Origin of the sequence: Nocardia brasiliensis NBRC 14402 (assembly GCF_000308475.2) — a bacterium.
Lineage (GTDB): Bacteria > Actinomycetota > Actinomycetes > Mycobacteriales > Mycobacteriaceae > Nocardia > Nocardia brasiliensis.
Genome location: NZ_BAFT02000027.1, coordinates 274571 through 294310, shown reverse-complemented (window position 1 = coordinate 294310; position 19740 = coordinate 274571). Strand labels below are relative to the sequence as shown.

Here is a 19740-nt window from a genome sequence, read left to right as displayed (position 1 = left end):
CCGCATATTTTTCGGTACGCAAGCCCGGCTTTGTGCGTGATACCCAGAAGATCCCATGACTTCGCGACATATGGTTGGGGGGTGACAGCGTCAACCCGGCCGGACCTCGATGCGATTCCGGCGTATGTCCCAGGCCGCAGCCACCCCGGCGCGGTCAAGCTCGCCAGCAACGAAACCACCTTCGGCCCGCTGCCTTCGGCGGCCAAGGCCATCGCGGAGGCGGCCGAGCTGGCCAACCGGTACCCCGACAACCAGGCCGTCGAATTGCGGGCGGCGCTCGCCGATTTCCTGGGTGTCGAGCAGGCCAACATCGCGGTCGGCTGCGGCAGCGTGGCGCTGTGCCAGGAACTGGTGCAGATCACCTGCGACACCCCGACCGACGAGGTGCTGTTCGCCTGGCGCTCGTTCGAGGCGTATCCGATCGTCACCAAGGTGGGCAACGCGACCGCCGTGCAGGTGCCGCTCACCCCGGACCTGGTGCACGATCTGGACGCGCTGCACGCGGCGATCACCGAGCGCACCAAACTCATCTTCGTCTGCAACCCGAACAACCCGACCGGTACCGCGGTCGGCCAGGCCGCACTGACCCGCTTTCTCGATTCGGTGCCCGCCCACATCCTGATCGTGCTCGACGAGGCGTATTTCGAGTACATGCGGCTCGCGCCGCAGGATTACCCGAACGGCATCGAGCTGGGCCGCACCCGGCCGAATGTCCTTGTGCTGCGGACCTTCTCGAAGGCGTACGGGCTCGCCGGCCTGCGCGTGGGCTACGCGGTGGGCGATCCGGCCGTGATCACGGCGCTGAACAAGGTGCACATCCCGTTCAGCGTGAACCGGCTCGCGCAGGCGGCGGCGATCGCCTCGCTGGAGGCGCGGCACGAATTGCTGGACCGCACCGAGGCGCTGGTGCTCGAACGGAATCGGATGCGCGAGGCCCTGCTCGCCGCCGGCTACCAGGTGCCGCCGAGTGAAACGAACTTCGTGTGGTTGCCGCTCGGCGCGCGCAGCGCCGAATACGGCGAGGCGAGCGCGGAGGCGGGTGTGCTGGTGCGTCCCTACGGCACCGATGGTGTGCGGGTCACCACCGGCGATCCGCACGAGAACGATCTGTTCCTCGCCTTCGCCACCGATCCCGCGGTGGTGGCGCGCTTCCTGGGCTAGACCCCGAGCGCGCCCGAGATGACCGGCCACGACCGCACCAACTCGTCGGCCCAGTAGGGCCACGCGTGGGTGCCGGTCGCCCGGAAGTGCGCGGTCACCGGGATATCGAGACCGCGCAGCCGATCGGTGAGGCGGCGGGTGCAGACGTTGGTCGCCGCCTCCAGCGGACCGCCGAAGGTGATCGCGGTGGGCAGGTCGACGTCGGGCTCGCCCGGTACGTCGTGGATGCCGGGTAGGCCGCTGCCCACGGACATGTAGATCGTCTTGCCGCGCAACGCTTCCGCGTGCAGCGTGACGTCGTGGTCGAGCCAGGCGGGGTCGTCCTGCGCGCCGAACATGTTGTCCGGCTCGCCTTTATAGGTGGCGACGACCGCCCTGGCTTGAGCCTGACCGAGATCGGTGCCCATCGAGAAGCAGCCGCTGTGCGCCGCGACCGCCGTGTACAGCTGCGGCTGCCGGAACGCCAGCATCATCGCCGCTTCGGCGCCCATCGAGACACCCATCACCGCATTGCGCCCGTTGCCTCGGAATTTCGCGTCGATCAGCGGCGGCAGCTCGCGGGTCAGGAAGGTCTCCCACTTGTTGGTGCCGAGCACCGGATCCGGTTGCTGCCAATCGGTGTAGAAGCTGGCGGGGCCGCCGACGGTGAGCACGACGTTGACGTCTTTGTCCTCGAAGAACTTGTCGGCGTGGCCCTTTTCGGTCCAGTTGTTGGTGGTCGGGTTCGCCTCGCGACCGTCGAGCATGTAGATGGTGGGCCGCGGGTGCGAGGTGTCCCGCGGCAGCAGCACCTGCACCTCGACGGTGCGGCTCATGGCGGGGGAGGCGACGAACACCCGCAGCCACCGGTCGTCGATCGGCTCGATCCGGTCGATCCGCGGCCTGGCGGGTCGTTCCGTCGTGGCCGGGGCCGGAGCCGGGCCATCGGAAGAACCGGTACTGGGCTGCTGGGGGTCCCCGGGTTCGGCCGCCACCTGCGGAGCGCCGAACGTCGCGGCACCCGAAACCAGTGCCACGCTGACCATGACGCTGGACACCCAGCGCCGCACCCCACGCCGAGACAGCATGCGATCCATCCTGCCAGAAACGCCCGGTTCGCCGCGGCAGCCATAGCGGTTGGCCATAATGTGTGACCAGGGCCACGTTTATGCGGCTGTGCCGAATGTGGCGGTACTGCCAGCGTCTTTGCCCATAGCCGAGGTGCACTGCGCCGGTGCGGTCGCCGCATCAGGTCAGCGGAGCCGAGCGCTGGTGTTGTCTAGATCACCCTGTCAATAACGCTCGACAGCGTCCAATCATCGCCGACTTGGGCCGACGTGGTGAATCGAGCAAATCCGGGCACACTGCCAGCACACCCGCCGTACGCTACTGTCCGGGCCTTTTCCGGGCATGAATGAGGACGAACATGGGTGTGGCTGTGCGGCTGAAGCTATTTCGCGGCATCGGCGCGCCGGCCCGTCTGCGCGGGCCGCCCCGGTAGGCGGTATCGGCTGCGCGCCTGCGCGAAATTCTCCTGCTCGAAATTGTCTGTCTCACCGCAGTACCTATGCCCGACCGGAGAAAACCGTGAACCCTGTGTTACCCGCGTCACCGCTCGAAACCACCGCTGACACAAAGCCTTTCAGCAACGATCTGAAACGCAGACTCCGTGAGTGCGACGAATTCTTCCGCATGCCCGAGCTGGCGCACCTACCGGCGCAGCGCCGTCGCACCGTGCTGCATCACCTGGAACAGACCGGTTGCTATCTGCAAACCGCCGAGGAAATCCTGATCGGAGCCAAGCTCGCGTGGCGTAACCACGCCCGCTGTGTCGGCCGAAAGCATTGGCGCTCACTGAAATTGCTCGACGCCCGGCAGGTGCGATCCGCGCGCGACCTGGCCGAGGTCTGCTGGGAGCATCTGCGGGTCGCCACCAACGGCGGCGCCATTCAGTCGATGATCACCGTCGGCCCACCACGCCAGGCCGACGGGCGGGAGTTCCGCATCGTCAGCCCGCAGCTCATCCGGTACGCGGGGTACCGCAACGGCGACGGCACCGTCACCGGTGACGCCGCCAACATCGCGCTCACCGAGTTCGCGATGAAACTCGGGTGGCGCGGCGCGCGAACACCTTTCGACATTCTTCCGCTTCTGATCAGCACGCCCGACGAACCGATCCGCTGGTTCGACGTCCCGCCCGAACTGGCGCGCGAGGTCAAGCTGGAGCATCCGGAGTTCGAGTGGTTCGCCGGCCTCGGCCTGCGCTGGCACGCGGTCCCCGCCGTCTCCAACATGAACCTCGAAATCGGCGGTGTCACTTATCCGTTCGCCCCGTTCAACGGTTGGTACCTGGGCGCGGAGATCGGCGCGCGCAACCTCAGCGACACCACGCGGTACAACATGCTGCCGCTCATCGCCGAAATGATGTGCCTGGACACCAGATCCGAGCGCAACCTGTGGCGCGATCTGGCCCTCGTCGAGCTCAACCGCGCGGTCCTCTACAGCTTCCGCAAGGCGGGCGTGTATGTGGTCGACCATCACACGGTGGCGAAACAGTTCTGCGATCACGTCGAACGGGAGAAGTCCGCGGGCCGCGCCTGTCCCACCGACTGGAGTTGGATCAACCCACCGCTCTCTTCCGGCCTGACCCCGACTTTCCACCGCTATTACGACCCGCCCGATCTCGACATCCGTCCCAATTTCGTCCGCCGCGACTTCAGCGGGGAAGCGTGAGGTCCGCGCACTGACGATTCGGGCGGCATGTCACACCTGGTTCCCGTGCTTCGTCTACTCGGTGTCCCACCTTGAACACCGCACGAGGAGCACGAACCAATGCATGCCGCTTATGTCATCGTCACGATTCTGGCCGCCGCCTGGGTGGGTTTCTCGGCCGCGTCGATCTTCTTCCGTGCCGCCTGGGTGGTGGATCCGCTGGTGCAATACGGCGTGCCGCAGGCGTGGTGGACCTGGTTGGGCATCGCCAAAGCCGCTGGCGCCGTGGGACTTGTCGCCGGATTGTTCTTTCCTGTGATCGGAATCGCCGCTACTATCGGGATCGTGCTCTACTTCGGTGGAGCGGTGATCACCAACATCAAAGCCCGCGCCTACGCGCACATTCCGTTCCCGCTGATGTACATGATCCCCGCGCTGATCGCCGCAGGTTTGGGAGCCGCCGTCTGAACACCCCCATCGCTCATCCAGCAAAGCCCCGCTCTCGAAATATCGAAGGCGGGGCTTCGCCAGGTTGACGCGGTAACCGTAGAAAAGGAGATTCGAATGACAGGCAGCTGGGTTCGTTTCATCAGTGGGTCCACCTTGCTCGCGGCAGCGGTGGCCTCGGCCATCGTCACCGCTGGTCCCGCGGCCGCGGAACCGCGAGACTGCACGCTCGATCGCACGTTGACCGGCGCGACGGGCTTCTGTCCCGGCGGCGACGGCTTCTTCACGGTGGAGGCGGACTGCATCGGTATTTCGATCGGCCGCAACCCGGGGATCGGCCCCTACCGGCAGTCGAGTCAGCGGCACGCCTACGCGGGTCCGCACCCGGAAATGGATGCCACCCAGACCCATCCGCACGCCGAATGCAACGAGTTCATCACCGGCCACTTCGGCATCCTGGTCGACGCGCGACTGTACGAGACTTTCCGCTGACCGATGTAACCGACGCGCTGAACTTTATTTTCCCGTCCCGCCCCCGCTTGCCCCGGCCGAGAATGCCGTCCAGGCTGGCGAGATGGTCAACAATTCCCGCATCCGCCTGGGCATCATCGGTCTCGGCGTGATGGGCACCGAGATGCTCGAAGTGGCGCACCGGCATCCGGAGTTCGACGTCGTCGCGGCGGCCGATCCCGACGCGGCGACGGTCGAACGGATTCGCGCGCAGTATCCCGATCTCGCGGTCGGACGTGATCCCGAGGCGCTGGTTCAGGATGAACGGCTTGCCGCGATCTATATCGCGGCCCCGCCGAATACGCATGCGTCCTATGCGATTTCGGCCATGAACGCCGGCAAGGCGGTGTTCTCGGAGAAGCCGCTCGCGGCGCGGCTCGCCGACGGCGCGGACATGGTGCGGGTCGCGGCGGAAACCGGTGCGGTGAACGCGCTCAATTTCACGTTGTCCGATCGCGCGGCGGCTGTTGCGGTGACGCGAGCCGTGCACGACGGCGAAGCGGGTGAAATCGTCGCTGTGGATATGCGTTTCACGTTCCCGGAATGGCCGCGCGCCTTCCAGCGGGACGCTCGCTGGGTCGCGGGTCGCGATCAGGGCGGACTACTGCGCGAGGTCGGTTCGCACTTTCTCTTCCTGACCGACCGGCTGCTGGGCCCGCTGACACCGGCGCATACCCGCATCGCCTACGGTGCGGACGCCGAACTCAGCGCGCACGGGCTGTACACCGCGGGTGCGGTCCCGGTCACGATCACCGGATTGGTCGCGGCCGCGCCGGAAACCTACGAGTGGATCCTCTACGGCACCAAGCGTTCCTATCGGCTCACGGACTGGTCCCGTCTCGAGGTCAGCACCGGCACCGCATGGCAGGAGCACGCCCTCGACGGTCCACGCGGCACCGAGCACACGCGGCTGTCCGCGTTCGCCGCCGCCATCCGCGGCGAAGCCTCGACCCTCGCGGACTTCGCGGCGGGACTGCGTGTGCAAGAGGCAGTGGAGCATTTCCATCGGGCCTGATCACAAGATCACCAGGTAACGGTGGCAGGATCGGTCGAGCTGCCGCCATTACCTGGGGATTGCTTGTCCAGCAGCTACTTCCAGTCCGGCAGGGCCGGCAGCTCGCCGGTCAGCTCTTCGCCCGAGGAGCGGCCGAGCAGCCAGGCGGCCAGCGCGGCGGCAGTGCCGGCGATGGTGCCCGACGGAGTGCCGGTGCCGACCAAGCCGACGAAGTCGGTGTCGGTGGAGCGGATCTCGAACGCGGGCGTGGGTGTGGCCGCCGCGGCGGTGAGCCGGTTCATGTCGACCGTGGCCTGCGCCAGGATGCGCGCGACGAACGAGGCGGGCCAATCGGCGGGTGAGAACCCGGCATTGAGGTCGACGTGGTGAATCTCCACTTCCTGCAGGCGCATCCAGCGCACCTCGGTCGCCGGAATCGGACGGCCCTGCCGGGTACGGACTTCGGCGTGCCAGGCCGCATCGGTCAGTGAATTCGCTACCGCCGCCCAGCGTTTCGCCGCGGCCTCGTTGTCGGCGAGCTGCGCGTCCAGCGGTCGCGGCGCGCCGGCCTCGATATCGAAGTCGCGCAGGAACATGCTGGCGTACTGCGGGATCTCCACCCCGGTGTGCGCCCACAGCAGCAGGTTGAGCACGCTGTCGGCATTGCGCGCGAGATGGGCGAGCACATGGCCGCGGGTCCAGCCCGGCAGCAGCGACGGACCGGTCAGGTCGTCGTCGCTCAACTTGCGGATGGTGTCGAGGAGACGGTCGGTCGCCTCGGCGAGTATGTCGAGTGAAACTGGGGATTGCTCAGCGTCGCTGGTCACAGTTGCGACCCTAGCGACCGCGCTCGCGGCCCGCCGAAAAAGCGCCCGGCTACCCGCCGATGATCGCGTCCGCCTCGATCTCGACCAGCAGTGCGGGCGTGATCAGCGCGCTGATCTCGTACATCGAGGTGGCGGGACGGATCTCGCCGAACACCTCGGCGTGCACCTTGCCGACCTCGGCCCAGCGGGAGATATCGGTGACGAAGATGCGGGTGCGCACCACGTCGGACAGGCTCGCGCCCGCCTCGGTGAGGGCGGTGGTGATACGGCGCAGCACCTCGCGCGTCTGTTCGCCGATATCGTCACCGCCGACCGCGGTGCCGCCGGTGACCGAGGCCGTGGTGCCACTCACCGCGACAGTGTTGCCGATCCGGACGGCGCGGCTGTAGCCGACGAGATCTTCGAATTCGGAGCCGGAGGCGATGTTCACGCGAGCAGTCATGGCGACAGCATCGCACGGTGCGATCGGCACGGTCATCGGCTTTTTCCGGGGTTAGCCGAGCGGAAACCGGCACCGAGTTGTCACCCGCGCGTCGTCCAGATTTCGGATCGGCGCGGTAGGCATTCCGGGTGAAAGATCGATCTCGTCCTCGCGTCACCGCCGTTGCCGTTCTCTGTGCCGGTGTGCTGGCCGCAAGCTGCTCCAGTTCCGACAGCGGGGTGGATTTCACCGCGGCCGCCGGGCAGCCGCTGGTGATCTCGCTGGATGACCTGCTCGCCAAGACAGGGGGCAGTGCCGCCGTCGGACTCGCCGACCCGGCGCACGGCACACTCAGCCGCCGCGTCGACGGTGCGCTCGTGTACACGCCGGACCCCGGCTACACCGGTGACGACACCTTCGAGGTGACCACCACCGACGCGGTTCGCCTGTACACCACCGACATTCCGGTGCTCGGCGAATTCGGCGGAACGACGGTGCAGGGCAGCGGGTTCGGTTCGGCGTGGACGCCGGTGCCGGGCAGCCCGGACGAGTTCTACGGGCTGACCGACCGCGGGCCGAATGTGGACGGTCCCGGCAAGAACGAGAAACTCTCGCCGACACCGGCTTTCGTGCCGAAGATCGGCCGATTCAAGTTGGTGGGCACGCGCGCGGTGCTGCAATCCACGATCGAGCTGCGCACCAAGGCCGGCGTACCGTTCAACGGTCAGGTCGATGTGGCCGCGAGCACCGGCGAGACGATCAAGGATCTCGCCGGAAACGTCTTGCCGCCCACCGACCACGGCCTCGATCCGGAGGGCCTGGTCGCACTGCCCGACGGCACCTTCTGGGTGTCCGACGAATACGGTCCGTTCCTGGTGCATTTCGACGCCAAGGGGACCGAGATCGAACGCCTCGCTCCGGGTTCCGGTCTGCCCAAGGAGCTTTCGCTGCGCACGCCGAACCAGGGCATGGAGGGTCTGACGGTCACCCCTGACGGCAGCACCCTTGTCGGCCTGATGCAGAGCGCGCTCAACACTCCCGGCCTCAGCGGTTCCGCGAAGGAGATTCCGCTGACCCGCATCGTCACCGTCGATCTGAAGACGAAGGCGCTGAAGGAATTCGTGGTCCCGCTGGAGAACCCGAAGAGCACCAAGGTCGCCGACTCGGAGATCACCGCGCTCAGTGCCACCACGTTTCTGATCGATGAGCGCGACGGGAATCTGGCGCCGAAGGGCGACAAGAAGCTGTGGACGGTCGACATCGCGGCCGCTACCGATGTCGGTCCGGACGCGAAAGTGCCCGGCGCGCAGTATGACCCGGAGCGTGGCCTGCAGGTCGACGGCAAGTCGCTGGAGGCGCTGGTCGGTTCGGTCACCACCGCCGAGGGTGTCGCCGCGCTCACCAAGGCCGGAATCATCCCGGCGGCCAAGCCGAAGAATCTCGATCTCGGCGCCCTGGTGAAGGAACTCGACGCGAACGGAAAGTTCTTCGGCCACGACAAGATCGAGGGCGTCGCCACCACGGACGGCGGCAAGACGTTCTACATCGCCAACGACAGCGACTTCGGCCTGGCCGCGAGCACCGGCGAGCAGCCGCCCTTCGGGCTGAAGCCGAAGACGCTGCCGAACGGCGTGCAGGACAGCGGGGAGATCCTCTTCGTCGACACCACCAAGTTGCCGGCCAAGACCGGCACCCACACGATCAAGCTGACGGTGAAGTAGCTTCGTCGAGGTCTGGGTCGGTCCATTCCCGGCCTTCCAAGATCACCGCGGCGGCCAGCGTGATCAGCCACAGTGACATCGAGCTGACCTGGATGCGCTGGGCGATGCCCAAGGCATAGTTGCCGGGCAAGTTGTCGGCAACCAGCATCCACACGGTGGCCGCCGACCCGAGCACGAGGACGACGAGGCCGAACTCGCGCAGGATCCGCCAGCGGTGGTAGCGGAAAGCGGCCAAGCTGAACGCGAACGTCGCGACCGCGATCGACGTCACCGCGATGGTGCTGGACAGCGCGTGCGGCTGGTGCAGCTGCGGGAACAACTCGCTGCCGCCCCCGCCGCACGTAGTGTCGCCCTTCGCGCAGTCGCGCAAGGGCAGCAGCACATCGGCAATGGTGGCGGCGCCGAAACAGAACAGGGCGATCCAGCCCACGGTGGTGAGCCGGCGGCGCGGGAACAGCAGGAGACCGCCGATCGCGGCGGGAATCAGCAGTGCGCCGACGATCTTGTCGGCGGTCGCGAACACCTGCCGGTAGGGCTTGCCTTCGGCGTCCAGTTCGCTGAGGAACGAGTTGACCGGGTCGATATCGAGCTTCAGGAAGAACTCGAGCACCCAGGACGAATAACAGAGTCCCGCGATCAGGATCGCCGCCGCGATCACCAAGGACGCCACCCGCACGCGCCGTTCGGCGATCTTCCGGCTACCAGTCACGGAACCATTCTCCTGCCTGCCGCTGGACCGATGACCAACGGTAGGCCAGCGTGTCTCGGCTGTCACACGGCATTGCCAAGCGATACACAGGCTCTTGTCAGGTTCGGTAGCCACTCTGGGCAGGGAAGCGTTCCCAAGGAGGTTCCCATGATCGGCTACGCAACAGCCGCCGCCGCCCTCGCGGTGATGTCCGTAATGGTGGCGTCGAGCTACGTGGCCGCCCACGCTCCCCGCACCCTCGTCCGAGTCCGCAACCGCTAACTCTCCCTAGGGCCGACGGCACGATGCCGCGGAGCTGTGGCGTCGCGCTCGACGCCCCGGCGTTCAGCTGCGCAGTGCCGCTTGCACACGGTCCGCCGCGGCGACCGCGTCCTCGTGTTCCCACACGCGGATGACCTGCCAGCCCGCTTCGGTCAGCGCCGTGTCCGTCGCGCGGTCGCGCGCCACGTTCCCGGCCAGCTTCGCGGCCCACCACTCGCCGTTGTTGCGAGGATCGGTGGCGTGCTGCGGGCACCGATGCCAGAAACAGCCGTCGACGTAGACGGCGACGCGCAGCCGGGGAAACACCAGGTCGGCTCGCCGCCGCTGCCCGCGGATCGGGGCCCGATCAACGAAGTACCGCAGCCCCCGCCGATGTAATTCTTTGCGCAAAGCCAACTCCGGCTTGGTCCCGCTGCGCCGCTGCCGCGCCATCCGCGCACTAGTCGCCGCGTCCGTCGTCGGACGCCCCGCGCGTACCAATTCGCTCCCCGCGTGCGTGTCAGTCGGCGATTCTCCGCGCGGCGTGCGATTTCCCGCGCGGGGCGGTTCGGTGTCGGCGTCGGAGTCGGGTGGCCTCATGCTGCCCAGCCGCCCATGCGGTGGAGGTGGCTTTCTACGTCGTCGAGGAAGCCTGGGGGGAAGCGGAGGGTGCCCATGGTGGTGCGGCGGAGGAAACCGGCGGTGGCGCGGGCGGACAGGAGACGGGAGTCGGTGAGGTAGTTCCGCAGGTCCTCGTAGGGTTCGTGCACCGGCCAGGTGGAGACCGGCACGCGGTAGGCGACGCCGTTGTGTCCCCAGGCTGCGGTGGGCCACGGTGTTCCGGGTGGTAGCGGCTGATCGCCCGGGATGGGGTCCAGCGGGGCGCTGAGCCGCGCGCCCACCCAGCCGGCCATCCGGACGCTCACCGCGTTGCCGACCAGCTTCCACCGATGTCCTTTGCGCACCCCGGGCACGTCCGCGGCGGGCGGGCTGGCGATCCCCAAGGCCGAGCCGCCCTTGAGCGTCGGCACCGCATTCACCGCCCAGCCCAGGCCACGTACGCCTTCGGTCCAGTAGAAGCCGCACGGGTCGTGCTCGGCGTCGCCGACGATGCGCGGCCCGGCGTCATCGCCGAACAGCACTCCGCGCGGGTCCTCGGTGCGCGAGGCGAGCATCAGCACCCGCTGACGCCGCTGTGGCAGGCCGAACGCCCGCGCGTCCACCACCCGGTATGCCCAGGTGTAGCCGAGCTCCTCCAACGCGGTCGTGATGTGCCGCATCGCCGCGCCCCGGCCGAGTTGCAGCATGAACGGCACGTTCTCGATCAACAGCCAGCGCGGCCCGCGTTTGCGCCGCACCAACCGGAACACCTCGTCCACCAGACCGGAGCGTTTCCCGGTGATGCCCGCGGTGCGGCCGGCCTGGGACAGGTCCTGGCAGGGGAACCCGGCCGCGACCAGCTCGGTGCCCGCGGGGATCGCCCGCAGCGTGGTGATGTCGGAATGCAGTGGCACGTCGGGAAACCGCGCGGCCAGCACGCCTTGCGCGCCGGCGTCGATCTCACACAGCAGCTCGGTCTGCCAGCCGTTGTGCCCGAGACCGAGCTCGAGCCCGCCGATCCCGGCGAACAGCCCGACCATCCGCGCGCCCGTCACCGACCGTCCTTCCTCGCCTCGGTGGCCGGGTCGCGCCGACCTCGCGCCCCGTGCCCGGGGTAGCAGGTTACTCGAGTTGCCCGGCACCGTCGGCGAACAACGCGATGACGGGCAGCGGACGGCGCCGGTGGTGGCGCGCCTGGTACGGTCCGCGTGTCAGCAAGATGATCGGTCTGCTGCTCCTCGATAATGCTCATCGGCCGATCACGTGCGGCCCTGATGACAGGCTCGGCGGGCGTTCTGCCCGCGTTCATGCGTGCTCCGCGCGGATGCCGCCCCGGTTTTCTCCGGCGCGTCCGCAGACGAAATGCCATTGCTCCACCGGGTTTTCGGCTCGACAGATTTCTTAGTCGTCACGCTAGGGAAAGTGAGCGAACATGCAGGTACCTTCGAAAAACAGGAGCTTTCCCAACGTGGTCGTCACCAGCCTGGCGGCCACCACGTCGATCGCCGGTGACGTCGATTCGACCTGGAAAGGCCTGCTCAACGGGGAGAGCGGCATCGACGTCCTGGAGGACACCTTCATCGACCAGTTCGAGCTGCCGGTACGCATCGGCGGGCACCTGAAGGTCTCGCCCTCGGACTGCCTCACCCGCAACGAGGTGCGCAACCTGTCCTACGTGGAGCAGATGGCGACCGTGCTGTGCCGCGAGGTGTGGCGCAACGCGGGCAGCCCCGACGTCGACAAGGACCGGCTCGGCGTGTCCATCGGTACCGGCATCGGCGGCAGCGAATACCTGGTCGGCGCCAGGGACCGGCTGGAACACGGTGGCTACCGCAAGGTTTCGCCGCTGACCATCCAGCGGATCATGCCGAACGGTTCGGCCGCCTGTGTCGGCGTGGAACTGGGCGCGCGGGCGGGTGTGGTGACGCCGGTGTCGGCGTGCTCCTCCGGCTCCGAGGCGATCGCGAACGCCTGGCAGATGATCGTCATGGGCGACGCGGACATGGTGGTCACCGGTGGCGTCGAGGGTTCGATCCAGGCCGTGCCGATCGCGGCGTTCACCATGATGCGCGCGATGAGCACCCGCAACGACGCCCCGAAGAACGCCTCGCGCCCCTTCGACAAGGACCGCGACGGGTTCGTCTTCGGTGAGGCGGGCGCGATGATGGTGATCGAGACCGAGGAGCACGCGAAGGCGCGCGGCGCGACGATCCACGCACGCATCATGGGCGCGGGCATCACCTCCGACGCGTTCCATCTCGTCGCGCCCGAGCTCGAGGGCAAGGGCGCCGCACGCGCGATGACCAAGGCGATCGAGAAGGCCGGGCTGTCCAAGCGCGACATCACGCACGTGAACGCGCACGCCACCGCGACCCCGATCGGCGACACCGCCGAGGCGAAGGCCATCGCGGCGGCGGTCGGCGATCACACCTCGGTGTACGCGCCCAAGTCGGCGCTGGGACATTCGATCGGCGCGGTCGGCGCTCTCGAATCGGTGCTCACCGTGCTGTCCATTCGCGACGGGATCGTGCCGCCCACACTGAATTTGGACAATCAGGACCCGGAAATCGACCTCGACGTCGTCAAAGGCCAAGCCAGGACCGGGCGGATCGATTACGCCGTGAACAACTCCTTCGGTTTCGGAGGGCACAACGTGGCGATCGCCTTCGGGCGGTACTGAGCGACGGAAGGCGGCGCACCTGCTAGCCTTCCCGACGCTTCGTTATCGACCTGTGTTCGGTGTAACTGCACGGCCTGAGTGCGTGCTTTGGCAAAAGGATAAGGCGATGATCGACGAGACTTTCGACGACTATTTGGATGACCAGGGCAATATCAAGATCCGCGGTGACAAGACCCTCATCGACTTCGTCGACAAACACAGTGCGGAGAACGGCGACGACCTCGCTTACCGCTATATCGACTATTCGCGGGAACGCGACGGTGAGTACCACGAGCTGACCTGGCGGCAGTTCGGCGTCCGATTGCGTGCCGTCGCGGCGCGCTTGCAGCAGGTGACCGAACCGGGCGACCGGGTGGCGATTCTGGCGCCGCAGGGACTCGACTATGTCGTGTCCATCTTCGCGGCCGTCTACGCGGGCAATATCGCGGTGCCGCTGTTCGATCCGGAGGAGCAGGGGCATACCGATCGGCTCACCGCGGTGCTCGGCGACTGCACGCCGGCGGCGATTCTCACGGTGGGCTCCGCGGCCGGCGGCGTGCGGAACTTCTTCCGGCATCTGCCCGCGCCGCAGCGGCCGCGAATCATTGCGGTGGAAGCGATTCCGGACAGCGTCGGCGCGACCTGGGTGCGCCCGGATATCAATATCGACAGCGTGGCCTATCTGCAATACACCTCCGGTTCCACCAGAACGCCTGCGGGCGTGGAGATCACGCACCGCGCGGTGGGCACCAACCTGCTGCAGATGATCGACGCCATCGGCGTCACCGAGAATTCCCGCGGCGTCACCTGGCTGCCGCTGTTCCACGATATGGGCCTGCTCTGCGTGATCCTGCCGACGGTTGGCGGCGGATTCATCACCATCATGTCGCCGAGCGCGTTCGTCCGGCGGCCGTACCGCTGGATCAAAGAACTGGCCGCGGCCTCGGACGGCGCCGGAACCTTCGCCGCCGCACCGAATTTCGCGTTCGAGCACGCTGCGGCGCGCGGTAAGCCGAAGCCGGGCGAGGAACTCGACCTGTCGAATGTGATCGGCCTGATCAACGGCAGTGAACCGGTTTCGGTGTCGTCGATGAAGAAATTCAACGAGGCGTTCGCCCCGTATGGTCTGCCGAAGACGACGATCAAACCCTGCTACGGCATGGCGGAAGCGACGCTGTTCGTCTCGGCGACCAAGGCCGAGGACGAGGCGCGGGTCGTGTACGTCGATCGCGCGCAACTGAATTCGGGCCGGATGGTCGAGGTCGAGGAGGGCGCGGAGAACTCGATCGCGCAGGTCTCCTGCGGCTATGTCGCGCTGTCGCAGTGGGCCACGATCGTCGATCCGAGCACCGGGGTCGAGCGGGCCGACGGCGAGGTCGGCGAGATCTGGCTGCACGGCGAGAACATGGGCATCGGCTACTGGGGGCGTCCGGAGGAGACGGCCGCCACCTTCCGCGCCAAGCTGACCGCCCGGCTGCCCGAGGGCAGCCACGCGACCGGTACCGCCGAGGACGCGAACTGGATGCGCACCGGCGACTACGGGGCCTACCTCGACGGCGAGCTCTACATCACCGGCCGGGTCAAGGATCTGGTGATCGTCGACGGCCGCAACCACTACCCGCAGGATCTGGAATTTTCCGCGCAGGAGTCCAGCACCGCGCTGCGACCTGGTTTCGTCGCCGCGTTCTCGGTGCCAGCCAACGAACTGCCCGCGCTGGTCTTCGACAAGAACAGCCACTCCGGGCTCCGGTTCGACGCCGACGACACCTCCGAGCAGTTGGTCATCGTCGCCGAACGCAACACCGGCGCGGGCAAACTGGAGACACAGCCGGTCGCCGATGTCGTGCGCGCGGCCGTCTCGCAGCGGCACGGCGTCACGGTGCGCGACGTGCTGCTCGTGCCCGCGGGTTCCATCCCGCGCACGTCGAGCGGCAAGATCGCGCGGCGCGCCTGCCGCGCCGCGTATCTGGACGGCACATTGCGCGGCGGATACCAGCAGCAGGCGTTCCCGGACGCACCGCAGGAGCGCGAGGCCGAAAGCGCGGGCGTCCGCTAACCCGCTGCGCCACACCCCGACCGGCCGGGCCGCTGTCCACCACGGACAGCGGCCCGGCCGGTCTTCTTGACCTCGAGGTTACTTCGGGTTGTTGACTGGGTTCATGACGGCGACGAGGTGTGCGGCAGGGGTGATATCCAGCACGAATGCCGACGTGCGGGGATCGGCCGACGCGGAAAATCGGTTGGCTGATGTGGATGTTGATGCCACCCTGGATTGTCGGACCCCGATGCGATCATCAGCGGGCGTCCCGTCTCTTTCCATCGCCAGCCACGGACCTCTAGGGGGAGCTATGTCAGTCGCACTGGACGTCGCGACAGCCGATCCGGAGGCCGACAGACCGCAGCGGCCCGCGGCGTCGACGCCGGGCCGCCTGGATTCGCTGCGGCGGTTCTGGCCGTATGTGCGCCCGCACCGGCGCGCGCTGCTCGGCGCGACCGTGCTCGCGATCCTTTCGTCGTTGACCGCGATCGCCATTCCCCTGGTGATCGCGCGGATCGTCGACGGACCGATCGCCAGGAAGGATTTCGGCGGGGCACTGTGGCCCGCGCTGCTCGTGCTCGTGCTCGGCCTGCTGGACGCCGCGGGAGTGTGGGGACGACGCTGGCTGGTCGCGAAGCCGGCCACCGAGTTCGAGATCACCATGCGCGCCAAGATCTTCCGCAAGCTGCAGACGCTGGCGATCGGACGGCACGACGCGTGGGAGTCGGGTCAGTTGCTGTCCCGCGCGGTCGACGACATGGCCACCATGCGCCGGTTCGTCGCGTTCGCCGGTCCGTTCCTGATCCTGCACATGGTGCTGATCCCAGTCGGCCTGCTCGCCCTGCTGTGGCTGAACTGGCAGATCGGCCTGCTGTTCTTGATCATCTCGATCCCGTTGACCTATATCGCCGTTCGGTTCGAGCGGGAGTACGCCAAGGCGTCGCGCCGCTCACAGGACCAGGCGGGCGACCTGGCGACCACCGCCGAGGAATCGGCGCAGGGTGTGCGGGTGCTCAAGGCGTTCGGCCGTGGCGTGTTCTTCGGCGGCCGGTTCCGCACGCAGTCGCGCGAGTTGCAGCAGACCGAGCTGTACAAGGTCCGGCTGGACGCCCGGTTGTGGTCGGCCATGACCGGCATGCCGCAGCTGGCCATCGTGTTCGCGCTCGGTTTCGGCGCCTGGTCGGTGGTGCAGGGCACGATGACGCTCGGCACCCTGGTCGCGGGCATTACGCTGGCGAATTTCCTGCAGTGGCCGATCATCTGGACCGGCTTCCTGCTCGCCGAGTGGAACGACGCGCGCACCGCGGGTGACCGCTACTGGGAGATCATCGATACCCCGGTGGACATCACCGACCCGGCCGATCCGGTCGAGCTGTCCGAACAGATCGTCGGCGAACTGCGTTTGGAAGGCGTGAAATTCGCCTTCCCCGACGCGAAGGCAGAAGTGCTGCACGATGTTTCGCTCAGGATTCGGCCGGGCGAGACGGTCGCGCTGGTCGGCGCGACCGGCAGCGGCAAGACCGCGCTGCTCAACCTGATCCCGCGGCTCTACGACGTCACCGGCGGCGCGATCACCATCGACGGCATCGACATCGCGGACATGCGGCTGGCCGACCTGCGGTCGCTGGTCTCGGTGGCCTTCGAGGAGCCGGTGCTGTTCTCGGCGAGCGTGCGCGAGAACGTCGCGCTCGGTGACCCGTCGGCCACCGACGCCGATGTGCGTCGCGCGCTAGACGTCGCCCAGGCGAGCGAGTTCGTGGACGAACTGCCCTGGGGCCTGGACACCAGGATCGGCGAGCAGGGCCTGAGCCTGTCCGGCGGCCAGCGCCAGCGGCTCGCGCTGGCCCGCGCCGTGCTGAGCGGGGCGGGTGCGCTCGCGGAGCAGGCAGAAGCCGACGGGGTGGGTGCACACCGCCGCAGCCGGATCATGGTGCTCGACGACCCGCTGTCCGCGCTGGACGTGGAGACCGAGGAGCGGGTGCAGGAGCGGCTACGCACGGTGCTGGCCGGCGCGACCACCCTGCTCGTCGCGCACCGGCCGTCGACGGCGGCGCTGGCCGACCGGGTCGCGGTGCTCGCCGAGGGCCGGATCGTCGCCGAGGGCACCCACGACCAACTGCTGCGCAGCAGCAGCCGTTATCGCGAACTGATGGGAGGTGAGCAGCAATGAGTACGGAAACCGTCACGTCGAAAGACGCGGCACCGGAGGCGGATTCGTCCGTGACCGCCGCCACGCGGGACGAGGCCGCCGACTGGCGCGGCATCGCGAGCGAGGACAAGGAGGTCACCCAGGCCGGAAACCTGGTGCTGGCCGGTCGATCCCGGCGGCTGCTGCTCGACCTGATCCGGCCGTACCGCAGGCTGGCGGCGCTGGCGCTGGTGCTCATCGTGGTGGACAACGCCGCGATGGTTTCGGCGCCGCTGTTCGTCGCGCACGGGCTCGATACCGGCATCAGCGAAGGGCGCAAAGGCAATTGGACCCCGCTGGCCTGGACGGTCGGCGGGTATCTCGGCGCGGTCCTGCTGGGGGTCGCGACCACGTTCCTGTTCCTGCGTGTGTCCGGGCGGCTGAGCCAGAGCGTGCTGTTCGACCTGCGGGTGCGCTCGTTCACGCATATGCAGCGGCTCAGCGTCGCCTTCCACGAGAAGTACACCTCCGGCAAGGTGGTCGCGCGGCTCACCGGTGACATCGAGACGCTGCAGGAGTTGCTGGAGAGCGCGCTGAATCAGGCGCTCAGCGCGATCCTCTCGGTGCTCACCATCGCGGTGCTGCTGATCTACCTGAACCTGACGCTGGCCGCGATCGTGCTGATCGGCTTCGTGCCGCTGGTGCTCGTCACCCGCTGGGCCCAGCGCAGGCAGCGCGCCGGATATCGCCGGACCCGCGGTGCCATCGCGAAGGTGGTGGTGCAGTTCGTCGAGTCGATGGGCGGCATGCGCGCGGTGCAGACGTTCCGGCGCGAGCAGCGCAACGAGTCGGTGCTGGCGCACGAGGACGCCGAGTTCCAGCGGGCGACCACCGCCGCCATGCGCGGCATGGGCGATTACGCGGGGCTCACCAGGGTGATCGGCAACATCACCCGGGTGGTCATCATCGTGGTGGGCGCCTGGCTGGTGATCGAGGGCAACCTCGCGCTCGGCGTGCTCGCGGCATACCTGTTGTACCTCAACGAGTTCTACGGTCCGCTCGACGAACTCGCGCAGGTGTTCAACTCGTACCAGTCCGCCGCGGCTGCGCTGGAGAAGATCTCCGGCGTGCTCGAGGAAGAACCTTCGGTGTCCGAACCTACCGAGCCGGTGTCGCTGACCAAGGCCACCGGCGCGGTCCGGATGGACCGGGTGTCGTTCGGCTACGGCGAGCGCGAGGTGCTGCCGGAGTTCAGTCTCGATATCCCCGCGGGACAGGTCGTCGCCCTGGTCGGTGCCACCGGCGCGGGCAAGTCGACCTTGGCCAAGCTGCTGACCCGGTTCTACGACCCGTCCAGCGGCACGGTCACCCTCGACGGGATCGACCTGCGCCGGATCACCGACACCGACCTGCGCCGCAATGTCGTGATGGTCACCCAGGAGTCCTATCTGTTCTCCGGTTCGGTGGCCGACAACATCCGGCTCGGCCGACCCGACGCCTCCGACGCGGAGGTGTTCGCGGCGGCCCGTGCGGTCGGCCTGTACGAGTTCGTGCAGGCGTTGCCGGAGGGCTTCGACACCGATGTGCGCAAGCGGGGCGGCCGGTTGTCCGCGGGCCAGCGGCAGTTGGTCGCCTTCGCCCGGGTGTTCCTCGCCGACCCGGCGGTGATCGTGCTGGACGAAGCCACGTCCAGCCTCGACATCCCGGGCGAGCGGCTGGTGCAGCGAGCGCTGGAGACGGTGCTGCGCGACCGCACCGCGATCATCATCGCGCACCGGTTGTCCACGGTGGCCATCGCCGACCGGGTGCTGGTGCTGGAATCGGGGCGTGTCGCCGAGGACGGCACCCCCGATGCGCTGATCGCGGGCACCGGCAAGTTCGCCAGCCTGCACGCGGCGTGGCGCGAGTCGTTGGTGTGATGCGGGCCCGGTGTGGTGCGGGCAACGGCCTGGCGTCGCTTACGGTAGAGATGTGACGATCCCAGCCTCCGAGAGCCGAGCCACCGGCAACGAGACGCCACCGGCCTCCCGCTGGCCGGCGATTCTCACCTGGCGCGCGCACAACGCGTCCCGGATGGAATCGGTGCGCGTGACCCTCAACGGCAACCGTATCCGCGCCGCCGGTCGCATGATCGGCGGCGCGTGCGACGACCACCCGGCCTTCAGCGCGTCCTACGACCTGGTGACCGACGAGAGCGGCGCCACCAAACGCCTCTCGCTGCGCACCACCACGGCCGCGGGCGAGCGGCACGCGTCCATCGCCCGGGACGAGGAGAACTACTGGCTGGTGGACGCCGGCGGTAGCCACGTCCGCTCCACCTTCGCGGGCGCGCTGGACGTGGACGTGGTGCTCAGCCCGTTCTTCAACACGCTGCCGATCCGGCGCTTCGACCTGCAGCACGCGGTGCACGATGTGCAGGTGCCGGTGGTCTATGTGCGGCTGCCGGACCTGCTCGTCCAGGAAGCCAGCTTGACCTACAGCGCGGCGGCCGACGGCATCAGTGTGCTGTCGCCGGTGTCCAGCGCGACCGTCACCGTCGATGCCGACGGTTTCCTGCTCGACTACCCCGGCCTCGCCGAACGCATCTGATAATC

The 19740-nt window shown here is 67.8% G+C and carries 17 protein-coding genes; 11 read left to right on the top strand and 6 right to left on the bottom strand.

What is annotated here, in order from left to right:
• The first annotated feature begins 81 nt into the window (after nucleotides 1–81).
• Complete coding sequence (hisC, locus tag TY25_RS07810) at nucleotides 82–1161, top strand: histidinol-phosphate transaminase (protein WP_042255133.1); 1080 nt, start codon at nucleotides 82–84, stop codon at nucleotides 1159–1161.
• Here hisC and TY25_RS07805 read toward each other — a convergent pair.
• On the bottom strand, nucleotides 1158–2228 hold the full coding sequence (locus TY25_RS07805) for an alpha/beta hydrolase (protein ID WP_042255272.1): 1071 nt from the start codon (nucleotides 2226–2228) through the stop codon (nucleotides 1158–1160). The two genes, hisC and TY25_RS07805, sit on opposite strands and share 4 nt — an antisense overlap.
• A gap of 565 nt (nucleotides 2229–2793) precedes the next feature.
• On the opposite strand from TY25_RS07805, the gene TY25_RS07800 reads away from it, so the two are divergent.
• The 4 genes from TY25_RS07800 to TY25_RS07785 all read left to right on the top strand — a co-directional run bounded on the left by TY25_RS07800 (nucleotide 2794) and on the right by TY25_RS07785 (nucleotide 5824).
• The gene (locus TY25_RS07800; protein ID WP_088607270.1) at nucleotides 2794–3873 is read left to right on the top strand and encodes a nitric oxide synthase oxygenase; all 1080 of its coding nucleotides are present in this window, start codon (nucleotides 2794–2796) and stop codon (nucleotides 3871–3873) included.
• A 99-nt stretch (nucleotides 3874–3972) separates the two neighbouring features.
• On the top strand, nucleotides 3973–4320 hold the full coding sequence (locus TY25_RS07795; protein ID WP_042255130.1) for a DoxX family protein: 348 nt from the start codon (nucleotides 3973–3975) through the stop codon (nucleotides 4318–4320).
• 96 nt (nucleotides 4321–4416) lie between these two features.
• Entirely contained in the window at nucleotides 4417–4791 is a 375-nt protein-coding gene (locus tag TY25_RS07790) for a hypothetical protein (protein ID WP_029894797.1), read from the top strand.
• An 82-nt stretch (nucleotides 4792–4873) separates the two neighbouring features.
• The gene (locus TY25_RS07785) at nucleotides 4874–5824 is read left to right on the top strand and encodes a Gfo/Idh/MocA family protein (RefSeq protein ID WP_042255128.1); all 951 of its coding nucleotides are present in this window, start codon (nucleotides 4874–4876) and stop codon (nucleotides 5822–5824) included.
• A 74-nt stretch (nucleotides 5825–5898) separates the two neighbouring features.
• Here the strand turns inward: TY25_RS07785 and TY25_RS07780 are convergent, their stop codons facing one another.
• Both TY25_RS07780 and TY25_RS07775 read right to left on the bottom strand, forming a co-directional pair.
• The gene (locus TY25_RS07780) at nucleotides 5899–6630 is read right to left on the bottom strand and encodes a maleylpyruvate isomerase family mycothiol-dependent enzyme (protein WP_042255126.1); all 732 of its coding nucleotides are present in this window, start codon (nucleotides 6628–6630) and stop codon (nucleotides 5899–5901) included.
• Nucleotides 6631–6679: 49 nt separating this feature from the next.
• Complete coding sequence (locus TY25_RS07775) at nucleotides 6680–7072, bottom strand: RidA family protein (RefSeq protein WP_042255271.1); 393 nt, start codon at nucleotides 7070–7072, stop codon at nucleotides 6680–6682.
• 182 nt (nucleotides 7073–7254) lie between these two features.
• Between TY25_RS07775 and TY25_RS07770 the strand changes: the two genes are divergently transcribed.
• The gene (locus TY25_RS07770) at nucleotides 7255–8772 is read left to right on the top strand and encodes an esterase-like activity of phytase family protein (RefSeq protein ID WP_042255124.1); all 1518 of its coding nucleotides are present in this window, start codon (nucleotides 7255–7257) and stop codon (nucleotides 8770–8772) included.
• On the opposite strand, the gene TY25_RS07765 is transcribed toward TY25_RS07770, so the two are convergent.
• The 3 genes from TY25_RS07765 to TY25_RS07755 form a co-directional block, all read right to left on the bottom strand.
• Nucleotides 8753–9481, bottom strand: a complete 729-nt coding sequence (locus TY25_RS07765) for a DUF998 domain-containing protein (RefSeq protein WP_063602711.1) — start codon at nucleotides 9479–9481, stop codon at nucleotides 8753–8755. The genes TY25_RS07770 and TY25_RS07765 overlap by 20 nt on opposite strands.
• A gap of 324 nt (nucleotides 9482–9805) precedes the next feature.
• Nucleotides 9806–10222, bottom strand: coding sequence for a very short patch repair endonuclease (locus TY25_RS07760; protein ID WP_226887519.1), 417 nt, complete (start codon nucleotides 10220–10222; stop codon nucleotides 9806–9808).
• 95 nt (nucleotides 10223–10317) lie between these two features.
• Complete coding sequence (locus TY25_RS07755; protein ID WP_172595755.1) at nucleotides 10318–11361, bottom strand: DNA cytosine methyltransferase; 1044 nt, start codon at nucleotides 11359–11361, stop codon at nucleotides 10318–10320.
• A gap of 392 nt (nucleotides 11362–11753) precedes the next feature.
• On the opposite strand from TY25_RS07755, the gene TY25_RS07750 reads away from it, so the two are divergent.
• The 5 genes from TY25_RS07750 (at nucleotide 11754) to TY25_RS07730 (ending at nucleotide 19735) form a co-directional block, all read left to right on the top strand.
• Entirely contained in the window at nucleotides 11754–13001 is a 1248-nt protein-coding gene (locus TY25_RS07750) for a KasA/KasB family beta-ketoacyl-ACP synthase (RefSeq protein WP_042255120.1), read from the top strand.
• Between the two features lie 106 nt (nucleotides 13002–13107).
• A complete protein-coding gene (fadD32, locus tag TY25_RS07745) occupies nucleotides 13108–15036 on the top strand; it encodes a long-chain-fatty-acid--AMP ligase FadD32 (RefSeq protein WP_029894779.1) in 1929 nt (642 codons plus the stop codon).
• Between the two features lie 292 nt (nucleotides 15037–15328).
• A complete protein-coding gene (locus tag TY25_RS07740) occupies nucleotides 15329–17188 on the top strand; it encodes an ABC transporter ATP-binding protein (RefSeq protein ID WP_088607071.1) in 1860 nt (619 codons plus the stop codon).
• Nucleotides 17185–19065, top strand: coding sequence for an ABC transporter ATP-binding protein (locus tag TY25_RS07735; protein ID WP_226887098.1), 1881 nt, complete (start codon nucleotides 17185–17187; stop codon nucleotides 19063–19065). Before TY25_RS07740 ends, TY25_RS07735 begins: the two co-directional genes overlap by 4 nt.
• A 52-nt stretch (nucleotides 19066–19117) precedes the next feature.
• Complete coding sequence (locus TY25_RS07730; RefSeq protein WP_081868729.1) at nucleotides 19118–19735, top strand: putative glycolipid-binding domain-containing protein; 618 nt, start codon at nucleotides 19118–19120, stop codon at nucleotides 19733–19735.
• Nucleotides 19736–19740 lie beyond the last annotated feature (5 nt).

What these genes read in the sequence shown, in the direction of transcription:
- TY25_RS07805 (WP_042255272.1), bottom strand. Translation starts at nt 2,228, where the DNA reads ATGCTGTCTCGGCGTGGGGTGCGGCGCTGGGTGTCCAGCGTCATGGTC.
- TY25_RS07795 (WP_042255130.1), top strand. Translation starts at nt 3,973, where the DNA reads ATGCATGCCGCTTATGTCATCGTCACGATTCTGGCCGCCGCCTGGGTG.
- TY25_RS07790 (WP_029894797.1), top strand. Translation starts at nt 4,417, where the DNA reads ATGACAGGCAGCTGGGTTCGTTTCATCAGTGGGTCCACCTTGCTCGCG.
- TY25_RS07785 (WP_042255128.1), top strand. Translation starts at nt 4,874, where the DNA reads ATGGTCAACAATTCCCGCATCCGCCTGGGCATCATCGGTCTCGGCGTG.
- TY25_RS07775 (WP_042255271.1), bottom strand. Translation starts at nt 7,072, where the DNA reads ATGACTGCTCGCGTGAACATCGCCTCCGGCTCCGAATTCGAAGATCTC.
- TY25_RS07755 (WP_172595755.1), bottom strand. Translation starts at nt 11,361, where the DNA reads ATGGTCGGGCTGTTCGCCGGGATCGGCGGGCTCGAGCTCGGTCTCGGG.
- TY25_RS07750 (WP_042255120.1), top strand. Translation starts at nt 11,754, where the DNA reads ATGCAGGTACCTTCGAAAAACAGGAGCTTTCCCAACGTGGTCGTCACC.
- fadD32 (WP_029894779.1), top strand. Translation starts at nt 13,108, where the DNA reads ATGATCGACGAGACTTTCGACGACTATTTGGATGACCAGGGCAATATC.
- TY25_RS07740 (WP_088607071.1), top strand. Translation starts at nt 15,329, where the DNA reads ATGTCAGTCGCACTGGACGTCGCGACAGCCGATCCGGAGGCCGACAGA.
- TY25_RS07735 (WP_226887098.1), top strand. Translation starts at nt 17,185, where the DNA reads ATGAGTACGGAAACCGTCACGTCGAAAGACGCGGCACCGGAGGCGGAT.